This window comes from Pseudomonas sp. CC11G (assembly GCF_056174845.1).
In genome coordinates this window covers 1-12,904 of the sequence record NZ_JBWBZC010000016.1, presented here as the reverse complement: position 1 = coordinate 12,904, position 12,904 = coordinate 1, and the positions used below count along the sequence as shown (strand labels likewise).

Annotated in this window: 10 protein-coding genes and 1 pseudogene; 6 read left to right on the top strand and 5 right to left on the bottom strand. The window is 61.4% G+C overall.

Translation table 11 applies throughout. From position 1 onward, the window contains the following. Nucleotides 1–69: 69 nt before the first annotated feature. From AC0V2S_RS18170 to aceK, 4 genes are all read right to left on the bottom strand, one after another. Complete coding sequence (locus tag AC0V2S_RS18170) at nt 70–1,182, bottom strand: extracellular solute-binding protein (RefSeq protein WP_475510950.1); 1,113 nt, start codon at nt 1,180–1,182, stop codon at nt 70–72. Continuing rightward, complete coding sequence (locus tag AC0V2S_RS18165; RefSeq protein WP_475510949.1) at nt 1,154–2,203, bottom strand: histone deacetylase family protein; 1,050 nt, start codon at nt 2,201–2,203, stop codon at nt 1,154–1,156. Before AC0V2S_RS18165 ends, AC0V2S_RS18170 begins: the two co-directional genes overlap by 29 nt. 181 nt (nt 2,204–2,384) lie before the next feature. Continuing rightward, entirely contained in the window at nt 2,385–3,392 is a 1,008-nt protein-coding gene (locus AC0V2S_RS18160; protein WP_475510948.1) for an AraC family transcriptional regulator, read from the bottom strand. 6 nt (nt 3,393–3,398) lie between these two features. Then, a complete protein-coding gene (gene aceK, locus AC0V2S_RS18155; protein WP_475510947.1) occupies nt 3,399–5,120 on the bottom strand; it encodes a bifunctional isocitrate dehydrogenase kinase/phosphatase in 1,722 nt (573 codons plus the stop codon). 176 nt (nt 5,121–5,296) lie between these two features. Here aceK and AC0V2S_RS18150 point away from each other — a divergent pair, with 176 nt between their 5' ends. The 3 genes from AC0V2S_RS18150 to AC0V2S_RS18140 all read left to right on the top strand — a co-directional run bounded on the left by AC0V2S_RS18150 (nt 5,297) and on the right by AC0V2S_RS18140 (nt 9,447). After that, on the top strand, nt 5,297–5,848 hold the full coding sequence (locus AC0V2S_RS18150; RefSeq protein ID WP_475510946.1) for an RNA polymerase sigma factor: 552 nt from the start codon (nt 5,297–5,299) through the stop codon (nt 5,846–5,848). Continuing rightward, complete coding sequence (locus tag AC0V2S_RS18145; RefSeq protein WP_475510945.1) at nt 5,845–6,804, top strand: FecR family protein; 960 nt, start codon at nt 5,845–5,847, stop codon at nt 6,802–6,804. Before AC0V2S_RS18150 ends, AC0V2S_RS18145 begins: the two co-directional genes overlap by 4 nt. 114 nt (nt 6,805–6,918) lie before the next feature. Then, nucleotides 6,919–9,447 carry a TonB-dependent receptor gene (locus AC0V2S_RS18140; RefSeq protein WP_475510944.1) on the top strand — a complete coding sequence of 843 codons (2,529 nt, stop codon included), beginning with the start codon at nt 6,919–6,921 and terminating at the stop codon, nt 9,445–9,447. Here AC0V2S_RS18140 and AC0V2S_RS18135 read toward each other — a convergent pair. Then, the gene (locus tag AC0V2S_RS18135) at nt 9,444–10,370 is read right to left on the bottom strand and encodes a LysR family transcriptional regulator (protein ID WP_475510943.1); all 927 of its coding nucleotides are present in this window, start codon (nt 10,368–10,370) and stop codon (nt 9,444–9,446) included. The genes AC0V2S_RS18140 and AC0V2S_RS18135 overlap by 4 nt on opposite strands. Before the next feature lie 105 nt (nt 10,371–10,475). Between AC0V2S_RS18135 and AC0V2S_RS18130 the strand changes: the two genes are divergently transcribed. From AC0V2S_RS18130 to AC0V2S_RS18120, 3 genes and pseudogenes are all read left to right on the top strand, one after another. After that, entirely contained in the window at nt 10,476–11,039 is a 564-nt protein-coding gene (locus tag AC0V2S_RS18130; RefSeq protein WP_475510942.1) for an amidohydrolase family protein, read from the top strand. Nucleotides 11,040–11,140: 101 nt separating this feature from the next. Further along, nucleotides 11,141–11,968, top strand: coding sequence for an amidohydrolase family protein (locus tag AC0V2S_RS18125; RefSeq protein ID WP_475510941.1), 828 nt, complete (start codon nt 11,141–11,143; stop codon nt 11,966–11,968). Nucleotides 11,969–12,439: 471 nt separating this feature from the next. Beyond that, nucleotides 12,440–12,904, top strand: a pseudogene (locus AC0V2S_RS18120) (TorF family putative porin); the annotation flags it as partial.

The following is a 12,904-nucleotide window of genomic DNA, read 5'->3' as shown; positions in this document are numbered from 1 at the left end:
TTGCGTAAACCTTGCCCTCACCCCCAGCCCCTCTCCCGCACGCGGGAGAGGGGTGCAGAGCCGTTGAATTTATTTCCCGGTCTTAACCTTAGTCCACGTCCGCGTCCGAATCCGCTCCAACGCCGGCGGCAACATCTCCACGCTGTACAACTTGGCCTGCACCTCGGCCGGTGGATACACGTTGGGGTTGTTGCGCAGCTCCGGGCTGATCAAGCCGTCCGCCGCCTGGTTGGGGTTAGCGTAGGAGACGTAATCGGAGATCGGCGCCACCACTTCCGGGCGCAGCAGGTAGTTGATAAACGCATGGGCCTGCTCGATGTTCTGCGCGTCGCGGGGAATGGCCAACACGTCAAACCAGGCCGCCGTGCCTTCCTTGGGAATGCGGTATTCGATCTTGATGCCGTTGTTCGCCTCTTTGGCCCGCGCCGCTGCCTGCATGGCGCCGCCGGACCAGGCCAGGGCCACGCAGATATCGCCATTGGCGAGGTCGGTCACAAACTTCGAGGAGCTGAAGTAGGTGATCGAGGGGCGTAGTTTGTTCAGGTGCGCTTCGGCCTTTTTGTAGTCTTCAGGGTTATGGCTGTTAGGCGACAGGCCGAGGTATTGCAGCACCTCGGGAATCACCTCGGTGGGCGCATCCAGATAGGCCACGCCGCACTGTTTCAGCTTGGCGAGAATTTCCGGATTGAACAGCAGGTCCCAGGAATCCAGCGGCGCGTCGTCGCCAAGAATGGCTTTGACCTTGTCGACGTTATAGGCAATGCCATTGGTGCCCCACATATACGGCACCACGTATTCGTTGCCGGGGTCTTTGGCAGCCAACACTTTGAGCAGTTCGGGGTTGAGGTTTTTCCAGTTGGGCAGCTTGCTCTTGTCGAGCTTCTGGAACACTTCGGCCTTCATGTAGTTGGGCAGAAAGCTGTCGCTGGGCACCACCAGGTCGTAGCCGGAATGGCCGGAGAGCAGCTTGGCTTCGAGCACTTCGTTGCTGTCGTACACGTCGTACTTGGGCTCGATGCCGGTTTCGGCTTTGAAGCCTTTCAGGGTGTCCGGGCCGATGTAGTCGAACCAGTTGTAGATGCGTACCACCGGGTCGGCGGCCATCACGGTAGAGCTGGCCAACAGCGTGGCAGCGAACGCCAGGCCGACGAATTTAGGCGTGGTCATGGGTAGCGCCCTCATAGCCTTGCAAGACGTTGACGGCATTCACGCCGATGGCGTCCACCGCATACCCGCCTTCCATCACGAACAGGGTCGGCACGCCCAGCGCGGCGATGCGGGCGCCCATGGCCAAGTAGTCCGGCGAGTCGAGTTTGAATTCGGAAATCGGGTCTTCCTTGTAGGTATCCACGCCGAGCGATATCACCAGCACATCCGGGGCGTAGGCGGCGATTTTCTGGCAGGCGTCTTCCAGTGCAGCACTCCATTCGGGCCAGCCGCTGCCCAGGGCCAATGGGTAGTTGTGGTTGCAGCCTGCGCCCGCGCCTTCGCCGGTTTCATCGGCATTGCCGAGGAAGTACGGGTACTCGTCCAGCGGGTCGCCGTGGATGGAGGCGAACAGCACATCGCCGCGTTGGTAGAAGATTTCCTGAGTGCCGTTGCCGTGGTGGTAGTCGACGTCGAGGATCGCCACGCGCTTGGCGCCCTGGTCGATAAACGCCTGGCTGACGATGGCCGCGTTATTGAGGAAGCAATAGCCGCCCATAAAGTCGCTGCCGGCGTGATGGCCTGGCGGGCGGCACAGGGCGAATGCCGTGCGCGCGCCCTGGCGCATATGGTCCTGAGCGGTGAGCGCCACTTGCGCGGAGCTGTAGATGGCTTGCCAGGTGCCGGCGGTGATCGGCGCTTCGGTGTCGAAGCAGTAGTGGCCCAGTTCGCCGATCAACGCGCGGGGAATCGGCCCGTCGCGGCGCAGGCGGCGGCCGGGAAAGCACGAGGGCAACAAATCGCAGCTATGGCCTTCGGCAGCCCAACGCGCCCAGGCGTTTTGCAAAAAGGTGAGGTAGGCGCCGTCGTGTACACGGGCAATGGGGGCCAGGCCGAAATCCTTAGGCTCGATGACCTCGCCGAGATTCTGCTGCTTGACCCGCGCCAGCACCGTGTCCGCACGGCTGGGCATTTCGAAACAGGGCTGCAACTGGCCATCGACCAATTCGGCCTGGCCATGGTGCAAACGGTGGTCGTCGCTATAGACGGTCAACATAGGGCGCTCCTCATCAGTGTTCTTGTGGGGGCATTGTGGGCATAGGCCCGGAGGAAGGAGAACGCTGGGGCAGGCCAAAAGGGGATTGAAATGGCCAAATTCGATGGCCATCGTTACGCGGATCGATGGGTTTCGCCTAGGGCTCACCTAGGCGGCCCCACTCATCCCAGGTCCGAAGTTCCTAAACCCGGAAATAGCTCGGCGGCTGGCCGCTCCAGCGCTGGAACGCGTGGCGCAAGCCGGCGGTTTCGCTGAAGCCGAGCAATTCGGCGATGCGGTAGATGGGCAGTTCACCTTGCTGCAGCAATTCCTTGGCGCGGGTAAAGCGCAGCTCATCGAGCAACTGCTGGTAGCTGGTGTGTTGTTGCTGCAGGTAGCGACGCAAACTGCGCGCCGAGCAGTTCATTTGCCGGGCCAGTTCGTCCAGCCCCGGGGGGCTTTGCAGGCGTTCGGCGAGCAATGCGCGCACCCGCTCGAGCCACGCGCGGTTGGCCGCCAGCTCGGCGTTTTGCCGGCGGCATTGATCGAGCATTTCCTGGTGGGTAATGGGATCGGCCAGCGGCAGTGGCTGCTCCAGCCATTCAGCGGCAAAACCGATGGCGTTGCGCGGCTGGTTGAAGTGCAGCGTGCATTCAAAACCTTCGGCATAGCCTGGGGTTTCGCCGTAGTCGAATTGCGCCGCCAGCAGCGGCAACGGCTGGCCCAGCAAGTCGCCACACACCACTTTCAACGAGGCCAGGCACAGTTCGACGTTGAATGGCCGCAGCGCTTCGTCCTCGCCGTAACCGGTCGCCACCAACCAGGCGGTCGGCCCTTCCACATGCAGGCTGAGGTTGAAGTAGGTGCCGAGCAGCACCGGATAACTCAGGCCAATGCGCAGCGCCTCACCGAAGGTCGGCGCCGACAGCAGCGCATAACCGAGCAACCCATAGGCGGAAATGCGCGTGCGCAGCCCCATGTGCAGGCCCAACGCCGGTTGCGCGCTCAGGCGCAGGGCGTTGGCAAATACCTGCTGTTCCTGGCCGGGACCGATCAGGCGTTTCATCCCGCGCAAATCGTCGGTGGAAATCCCGCTGCCTTCCAGCACCGCTTCCGGCGAATGCCCCTGAGCCTGGAGCAGCGCCACGGTCAGCGTGGACATATGCAGCGAGTTAAGCCACGAAGAGCGCGAGAAAATCGGCTCAGCCATATGCCGTTAGTTCAGCTGCTCTTTGCGCCGGTACGGGAACACGTCGATCACCTTGCCGGCGCGAATCGCGTCTTGCAGGCTTTTCCAATAGTCGGCCTGGTACAGGTCGCCGTGCAGCTCGCTGAAGAGTTTGCGCTGGCCCATATCGGCAAACAGGAACGGCGGGAATTCCTCGGGAAATACATCCAGCGGGCCAATCGAATACCACGGTTCGGACGACATTTCGTCTTCCTCATAACGCGCCGGCGGAATCACCCGGAAGTTGGCTTCGGTAAGCGCGCAAATCTCGTCGTAGTCGTAGAACACCACACGGCCGTGACGGGTCACGCCGAAGTTTTTCAGCAACATGTCACCGGGGAAAATATTCGCCGCGGCCAGTTGTTTGATGGCCAGGCCGTAGTCTTCCAGCGCTTCGAGCACCTGGGCGTCGTTGGCGTGTTCGAGGTAGATGTTCAGCGGCGTCATGCGCCGTTCGGTCCAGCAGTGGCGCACCAGCACGGTGTCGCCTTCAAGCTCGACGGTGGACGGCGCTACCAGCAGCAGTTCGGCCAGGCACTCGGGGTCGAACTTGGCTTTGGGGAAACGGAAGTCGGCGAATTCCTGGGTATCGGCCATGCGCCCTACCCGGTCGACGCTTTTCACCATGCGGTATTTCTCGATCACCGTGGCGCGGTCAACGTTTTTCGACGGCGAGAATTTGTCTTTGATGATTTTGAATACGGTGTTGAAGCCCGGCAGGGTAAACACGCTCATCACCATGCCGCGCACGCCGGGGGCCATGATAAAGCGGTCGTCGGTGTTGGCCAGGTGGTTGATCAGCGAGCGATAAAACTCGGATTTGCCGTGCTTGTAGAAGCCGATCGAGGTGTACAGCTCGGCAATATGTTTGCCCGGCAGAATGCGTTTGAGAAAGCCGACAAACTCGGCCGGAATCGCCACGTCCACCATGAAATACGAGCGGGTGAAGGAGAAGATGATCGACACTTCAGCTTCATCGGTAATCAGCGCATCCACCTGAATGCCGCGCTCTTCGCGGTGCAGCAATGGAATCACCAGCGGCCATTGTTCATCGCGGGTGTAGATGCGGCCGACCAGGTAGGCGCCCTTGTTGCGGTACAGCACCGAGGAAAACAACTCGATGCACAGCTCCGGGTCTTTGCACACCCAATCCGGCAGGTTGGCGCGCAGTTGGCCTTCCAGGCGCGCCAGGTCGCGGTTGAGGTTTTCGTACGGCACGCTGAATTTGTAGTCGGTGAAGATCTGCTCGAGCATGCCGGTCAGGTTCACTTGCGGCATGTAGGTGCGGGTTTGCGCGCCGCGCTCGTGGCTGCGCAATGACGGGCGCGTGGTGTGGATGAACATGCAGCCGTCGCTGATCAGGTCGTGGCTGAACAGGCCGCAGAAAATCGAGTTGAACCAGGTTTCCGCTAGTTCGTCGTCGAAGCGGCTGTCGATCAGGTTGATGTAGGCGCTTTTCACCAGCGGCCAGAGGTGCACATCCAGCAGCACTTCGTCTTTGAGTTTCTCGTGCAGGCGCTCGCCTACCTCGCTGACTTTCTCTTCATACAAATTGATGCGCGCGGCGGAGGCCTGCTGGGTTTCCTGCCATTGCGCCTGCTCGAAGCGGGCACGGGCGCCATCGGTGATCTGTTTGAAATGCTCGCGATAGTCGTCGAAGCCGTCGAGGATCAACCGGGCGATATCGGCGGCGGGCCATTGCTGGGGCATAGGAAACTCTCGGCAGGTGGAAGTGTGCGGCGCAGAACGCCGAGCTTAGCCAGATGAGGCGACAAGAGAAAGCGGTGCAGAGAATTTCCGGCAAATGCATTTCATAGGCGACAAATGCTAACCATTCTCGATAAGATCGCCGCCGCCCTGCTCTGCCGTTCGTGAAAAGGATTCCGATGTCCCGCCCCAAACCCGATCCCACTGAAGCGCAAACCTATCGCGGCTTCTATGCGGACATCCTGCATTACCTGCGCAAACGCACAGATAACGCCAGCGATGCAGCGGACATGACCCAGGACGTATTCACCCAATGGCTGGGTTACCGCGACCAGGCCAGCGTGGAGCAACCACGGGCGTTTCTGTTCCAGATGGCGAAAAACCTGCTGCGCGACCATTGGCGGCGGCAGAAGGTGCGCCAAGGCGTTTTTGCCGAGCAGTTGAGCGAACCGGGCGACATCGAGGCGCATGTGACCACCACTCAGACCAACGAGCCGCTGGCCCGGGCGCAGCAGCAACAACACCTGGAACGTTTGAGCGATGTGCTCGCCGAACTCTCGCCGCGGCGCCGCGAAGCCCTTATGCTGCACCGCTTTGATGGCCTGAGTCAGGCACAGATCGCCGACCGCATGGGAATTTCCGTGAGCATGGTGGAAAAACACATCGCCTTCGCCCTGCTGCACTGCAAGCGCCGGCTGGAGCAAGACCACGGCAAGGAGCCGTCGCAATGAACGCCCCCGTTGAAATTCCGCAGGCCGACGACAACAGCGTCGACGCCCAGGCCGCCGCGTGGTTCAGCCGCAACCGTGGCGCCAATACCGACCCGCAGGCCTTCGCCCAGTGGCTGGCAACCCCTGAACACGCTCAGGCGTATGCCGAATTTGAAGCCCTGTGGGGCGAGCTGGGTGCACTGCAACCGGCGCGGCAGCCGGCTAACGTGGTGCAGCTGCGCCAACGCCGTGGTTGGCGGCCGGCCTTGGCCGTGGCCGCTGCGGTGGTCTGCGCCTTGCTGGCGATGAATCTCGGCGCGCCGCAGAACCTCTACAAACATCAGGTGGCGGCCAAAGCTCAGGGCACGCGCGAGCTGCATTTGCCCGATGGCAGTACGCTTTTTGTGAACGCCAACACCCGCCTGAACATCGACTTCACCGCCCACCGTCGCGATATCCACTTGCTGCAAGGCCAGTTATATATCGAAGTGGCGGCCGATAAAGAGCGGCCGCTGTGGGTGCATTCCGGTGATGCGCAGGTGCGTGTCGTCGGCACCGGGTTTGATGTGCGCCGCGGCCAACGTCAGTTGGTGGTGACGGTCGCCCATGGCCAGGTGGCTCTGATTCCCACGCCGGGCAGCGAGCCGACGCTGCTCACCGCCCAGCAGCGCGCCAGTTACGACTACCGCAGCGGCCAGGTTGAGCAAACCGTGCTGGATGCAACACAGGTGGCCGATTGGCGTAGCGGGCATCTGTCGTTCCGCAACCGCGACCTGGCGAGCCTGGTGGATGAATTGGCGTTGTACCGCAACCAACCGGTGCAACTCAGCGACCCGGCCCTGGCCAGTTACAAGGTGTCCGGCAGTCTGGACGTCAACGACCCGGACGCTCTGCTGCGTGCCCTGCCGGCCTTGCTGCCGGTGAAAACCGTGATTTTGGGCGATGGACGCGCCCGGATTCTGCCGCGCAAAAAATAGATGCGAATATTTGTTATTCGTATATGAGGGTTTTTCTAGGTGCCGCGTCTTCCTCCTGTCTGCTTCGTCCGTGCAGACCTTTTTATGGCCGTTTTGGCCACATTGGGGGAATAGATGTTTCGCGTGCACCACTACCTGCAAAGCCGTTACGCCCGCCCTTCGCTGGCCGCCCTGTGCGTCGCCTTCAGCCTGCAAGCCCAGGCGCAGAGCTTTGGTCTTAACCTGCCCGCCCAGCCACTGGCCACCTCGCTGAGCCAAGTGGCGCAGCAAACCCAGGTGCAGCTGCTGTTCGATGAAACCCTGTTGCGTAACGTGCAGGCGCCAGCACTGAACGGCCAGTTCGAGCCGGAAGACGCCATTCGCCAATTGCTGCGCGGCAGCGCTTTTACCCTGGTAAAGGTCGACAACACCTTCGTGGTGCGCGCCAGCGAAGTGCCAGCCAACGAAGAAGGCATGCGCCTCGGCGCCCTGAGTATTGTCGGCGACGGCGCGCAGGTGGACTCCAACACCGTCGGCCGCTCCACCCTGAGCCAGGTCGACATCGACCGCCGCCAACCGAACAATATCGGCAGCCTGCTCAACACCCTGCCCGGCGTCACCTCCGGCGGCTCGCCCAAGCCAGGCGGCCAGACCATCAATATCTGGGGTATGGGCGATGCCGAAGACGTGCCATTGACTCTCAACGGCGCGCCCAAATCCGGCTTCGAGCGCTATCAGCAAGGCACCATTTTTATCGAGCCCGAGCTGATCAAAAGCATCGAAGTGGAAAAGGGGCCGCACTCGCCCTTCACCGGTAACGGCGGCTTCGGCGGTACCGTAAACATGACCACCAAAGACGCCCCCGACCTGCTCGACCAAGGCCGCGACACCGGCGCCATGCTCAAGTACGGCTACAGCAGCAACGACCATCAGCAGATCTACACCGGCGCCACCTATGGCCGTACCGACAACGGCATGGCCGACGCCCTGGTGTATTACACCAAACGCGACGGCGGCGACCTGAAGCTGGCCGACCAGCGCCCGGACCCGGACAACCGCTACCCCATCAACCCCAAGCGTTTGCCCAACACCGCGCAAGACCTGGACGCCGAGCTGTTCAAGCTCAACCTGCATCCCACCGACGAACACAGCCTGGGGCTGTCGTACACCCGCTCCAACAGCGAGCGTATGACGCCGTTTTCGTCCAATAGCTACCCGACGCCGCCGACCGCCAGCAGCATCAAGCAATACGGTTATGAAGGCGCCCTGCGCCGCCTGCTGGCCGACCGCACCACAGTCGACACCACCTGGTCGGCCAAGTACGAATACCAGCCACTGGATAACCCGCTGGTGGATATGTCGCTGAGCTACTCGCACTCCAAAACCGACCAGACCGATGAGCGTGACGATGATGCCTTCTACCAACCCGCCACCGGCGGCAAGAAGATGGACACCTCCTACCGCGACGATGTAGTCGAATTGCGCAACACCAGCCTGTTCGACACCGGCCCGTTTGCCCACGCGCTCACCGTTGGCAGCCAGCTGCGCAAACACAAGCGCGACACCCTGATGTATATGCCCGGCACCACCTACAACAAACCGCAGTACAACTACGGCCACTACCAACCCGGCTTTATGCCGCGCGGCAAAGTCGATAGCCAGGGCTACTACATCAAGGATGCGATGACCATTGGCGACGTAACGATCACCCCCTCGCTGCGCTTCGACGAAGTACGCAACGACGGCAAAAAGAATATGGCACCGCTGTACAACACGCCCGGCGTGCACGACTACAGCAGCCAGACCTACAGCGGCTGGTCGCCGCGTCTGTCGTTGTACTGGGCGCCGCTGCAACAGCTGGCCTTCTTCGCCGACTACAGCAAAACCTGGCGCGCGCCGGTGATTGACGAGCAATACGAAGTGCAAAGCGCCACCAGCACCCGCAACCGCACCAGCCGCGATCTGGACCCTGAGCGCATCACCGCACTGCGTGCCGGCAGCGTAGTCACCCTGGACAAGCTGATCGTCGACAGCGACAACCTGCAAATCCGCACCACGCTGTTCCGCAACGAAATCAAAGACGAAATCTTCAAAAACCTCGGCGTCGACTGCGAGAACCAATCCAATACCGGCGGCACCATCAGCAACAGCTGCCCGGCCGGCAACCGCCCGCTTTACCGCAATATCAACGGCTCGGTCATCAAGGGGTTTGAAGTGGAAAGCTTCTATGACTCCAAGTGGGTGTTCGGCTCGCTGTCCTATTCGTGGATGACCGGCAAACACGACGGCGCGTACCTCAACCCGTGGGGCCCGGACGTATGGGCACGTGATATCCCGTCGCCAAAATGGGAAGGCACCTTGGGCGCCAAGGTCATACCTCTGGACATGCAGGTGGGCCTGCAAGCCGAGTACGTGCGCAAAACCGACCGCGTGCCGGGCGACGATTGGGCTAGCGACTACCCGTACAACGAAGCGGAAAACGACAGCTACGCCGTGTTCGGTGTATTCGCCAGCTGGAAACCGCTGCAGCGCGGGTTGAAAGGCACCGAAGTGAACCTGACGGTCGATAACCTCTTCAACAAGGACTACATCCCGCAACTCAGCGGCGACAGCGTGCGCAGCCAAGGCCGCAACGCCAAAGTCAGCATCACCCGCTTCTTCTAAAGCGCCCCATCCAGCCCGCGCTGGGCAAGGAATGCAGCCAGAAAATCAATAAAGGCTTGCACCTTGCCAGTGGCGCGGCGATGGCTCGGATACACCGCCAGAATGTGCGGGCCAAAGGCATCCGGGTCGATCTCGTAGTCGCACATCACCCGCACCAGCCGGCCATCGGCCAGGTACGGGCCCACGCTCCATTCCGGCGTATGCAACAGCCCGGTTCCTGCCAATGCCCCCGCCAACAACAGGTCGTAGTTATCGCTGCGCAGCCGTGCGAGCAGCGGGTGCGCCAGGGTCAACCGCTGGCCGTCACGCTCCATGTACCAGAGAAATTTATCCAGCGCCGAATGCTGATACACCAGCCATTGGTGGGCGTTGACGTTAAAGGGCGTCAGCAGCTCAGGATTGCGCTCCAGGTACGCCGGGCTGGCACAAATAAAGATGCGGTTGCGCCCAACTCGCCGGGCAATCAGCCCCGGCAAGTCGCTCGGGCCTTCGCGCAGGGCCAGGTCGTAACCGCTTTCCACCAGGTCGACAAACGCGTCGCTCAAGTCGATGTGCACCGTCAGCTGCGGGTATTCCACCAGAAACCCCGCGCACACCTCATCGAGAAAGGCTCGGCCGAAGGCCAGCGGCGCGGTGATGCGCAGGTTGCCGTGCAGGCCGTGCTGCAACTGGCCGATCTCTTCGCCCACTTCATGCAGGCGCTGCAACACCTGGCGCGCCGTCTCCAGATAGAGCCGGCCGGCTTCGGTAAGCACCGTGCGCCGGGTGCTGCGCTCGAACAGGCGGCTGCCCAGTTCGGCTTCCAGGTGGCTGACCGCCTTGGTCAGCGCTGAGGGGGTCTTGCCCAGTTGCTCGGCGGCACGGCTGAAACTGCCGTGTTCGGCGGTGGCTACAAACATGCCAAGGGCGCTGAGCTTATCCATGGGTTTTTCCAATCAGGCAAAAGAGTTTTGCGAAGCCTGGGCGTTCTGCCCGCACTTGCTTGCCGCTAGTCTCGCCACCAGACCAATAAATACAAGGGGTTTTCCATGAAAAGGTTCATTCCGAACCTGTTGGCAGTGGCGGTGGCTTTTTCCTCGATGGAATCGATGGCCGCAGCAGATCTGGTGTTATTCAACGGCAAAGTGTTTACCGCAGAAAGCAGTCAACCCAAGGCCCAGGCCCTGGCCGTGGAAAACGGCAAAGTGCTGCAAGTGGGTAGCGACGCCGAAATCAAAGCCCTGGCAGACGCCAACACCCAAGTGATCGACCTGGGCGGCAAGGCGTTGATGCCCGGCATGATCGACGCCCACTCCCACGCCATCTTCGGCGGCCTGGAAATGGCCTCGGCAAATATGGCCGATGAAGAGGTGCCCCTGGCTGAACTGGAAAAACGCCTGCAAGGCTGGCGTGCCGATGGCACCGCCGGGCATGGCGAGGTGCTTATGGTCGGCGGGATGAACTCGGCCTATTGGGCCCAAGCCGAAGACATGGGCAAACGCTTTAACCAAGGTGAATGGGCCAACACGCCCATCGCTTTTATCGGCAGCGACCACCACACCGGCTGGATCAACGCCGCGATGCTCAGCGCACCGGCATCGACGCCAAGCTGATCAAGAACCTGCCGGCCGCCGAAGCCGACACCATCGGCAATTGAAAAAACGGTGAGCCCAATGGCTTTCTGGTAGACGCCGGCTGGGACCGCGCCGCCAAGGTGCTGCCGCCACCCAGCGATGCCGTGTTGTTGAAGGCCGGTGAAGCCGCCGTGAAGTACAACAACAGCCTGGGCATCACCGCCTGGATGGACCCCGCCGCCAACGCCGCACCGGGTGAAGCGGTATTCGCCATGCACCCACGGAGAAATCCGTCGGCATTATTCCGGTGTACAAAGCACTCTCGGAAAAAGGCGAACTCACCGCCCACGTCGCCGCGCTGCTGGTGGCCAACGGCAAAGCCGGCCGAGCGATCTGGATGTACTGGCCAAGGTGCGCGATCAGTTCCAGGGCATCCCCAACCTGACCTTGCCGGGCATCAAGATTTTCGCGACGGCGTGATCGAATACCCGGCACAAAGCGCTGCCCTGATCGACCCGTACAACAACTCGAACAAGCGCGGCGAGCTGCTGATTGACCCGAAACACTTCGGCGAACTGGTCAGCGCCATCGACGCCCGAGGCTGGCTGGTGCATATCCACGCCATCGGCGACCGCGCGGTGCGTGAGTCGCTCAACGGCATCGAGCAGGCGCGCAAAGACCGCAACAGCGGCATCACCCACTCCATCACGCACTTGCAGCTGGTTAACCCGAAAGAGTTCGCCCGCTTCAAATCGCTCAACGTGATTGCCGCCATGCAAATGCTGTGGGCCGCCGGTGATGAATACACCGTCGATATGGTCAAGCCCTACGTCAGCGCCTTCCGCTTCCGCTACCAATACCCGGCGCATTCGTTGCTCAAACAGGGCGCGACCATGCCGGTGCCAGCGACTGGCCGGTGTCCAGCCCAGCCCGTGGTTGGCGATTGCCCAGGCCATCAGCAGCCGTGAAGGCGTGAAAGGTGTGCTCAACGCGCGGACGAGCGTATCGACCCGCGACACAACATGTTCTACGCCTACACCATCAACGCCGCGCGAACCTTGGCCTGGAAAAAAAGATCGGCTCGTTGAAAGCCGGCAAGGCCGCCGACTCGTGGATTCTGAGACCGCGATGTGTTCACCGTCGATGCCAAGAGCCTGGGGGAAACCCAGGTGCTGAACACCTACTTTGCGGGTAAGCAGGTTTACGCGCCGACCCCGTTGTAATTTCGCTCGACTCACGATTCTGGATCCCCGCCTACGCGGGATGACGGTGGACTTCTTCAACCACCGTCGCCCCCCGCGCAGGCGGGGGCCCAGGTGCGGTACTACTCAGCATAAAAAAGCGTCACCCCTGCTTCGCCAACGGCCTGTTGCATCAGGCCTGCGGCGAAGCCTTTCTCTCGCACTGCCCTATAAAAAACACAACATTGGGATAACACCATGAAGCACTCCACCCGCGTTTTGCTCGCAGCCCCCGCCCTGTTTCCGCTCGCCGGCCACGCCGCCATTCCGCTGAATGACGACTTCGCCGTAGAAGTCGCCTGACCCTGGCCAGTGACTACCGCACCCGTGGCATTTCGCAAACCCAGAACGACCCCCCCGCCGCCCAGGCGGCGCCACCTTGCTGCACAGCAGCGGCCTGTACGCCGGCATGTGGACGTCCAACGTACTTCGGCTTTGGCCTCAAAACCCGTCAGGAGTGGACTACTACGCCGCTGGTTCTGGCAGGCCAACGACGACATCAGCCTGGATCTGGGCTACCTAAGTACGCCTACCCCAAAGAGGGCCAGTTCAACCAGAGCGAGGCTACGGCATCCTCAGCGCCTACGGTTTCAAAGCCGCAGCCTACTACTCCAACGATGCGCCCAACTACATCGGCAAAGACCAGGACACTCTCTACACCTA

Excerpts from the sequence above, each read along its gene's own strand:
- AC0V2S_RS18170 (WP_475510950.1), bottom strand. The coding sequence starts at position 1,182 with ATGAGGGCGCTACCCATGACCACGCCTAAATTCGTCGGCCTGGCGTTC.
- AC0V2S_RS18165 (WP_475510949.1), bottom strand. The coding sequence starts at position 2,203 with ATGTTGACCGTCTATAGCGACGACCACCGTTTGCACCATGGCCAGGCC.
- AC0V2S_RS18160 (WP_475510948.1), bottom strand. The coding sequence starts at position 3,392 with ATGGCTGAGCCGATTTTCTCGCGCTCTTCGTGGCTTAACTCGCTGCAT.
- aceK (WP_475510947.1), bottom strand. The coding sequence starts at position 5,120 with ATGCCCCAGCAATGGCCCGCCGCCGATATCGCCCGGTTGATCCTCGAC.
- AC0V2S_RS18150 (WP_475510946.1), top strand. The coding sequence starts at position 5,297 with ATGTCCCGCCCCAAACCCGATCCCACTGAAGCGCAAACCTATCGCGGC.
- AC0V2S_RS18145 (WP_475510945.1), top strand. The coding sequence starts at position 5,845 with ATGAACGCCCCCGTTGAAATTCCGCAGGCCGACGACAACAGCGTCGAC.
- AC0V2S_RS18140 (WP_475510944.1), top strand. The coding sequence starts at position 6,919 with ATGTTTCGCGTGCACCACTACCTGCAAAGCCGTTACGCCCGCCCTTCG.
- AC0V2S_RS18135 (WP_475510943.1), bottom strand. The coding sequence starts at position 10,370 with ATGGATAAGCTCAGCGCCCTTGGCATGTTTGTAGCCACCGCCGAACAC.
- AC0V2S_RS18130 (WP_475510942.1), top strand. The coding sequence starts at position 10,476 with ATGAAAAGGTTCATTCCGAACCTGTTGGCAGTGGCGGTGGCTTTTTCC.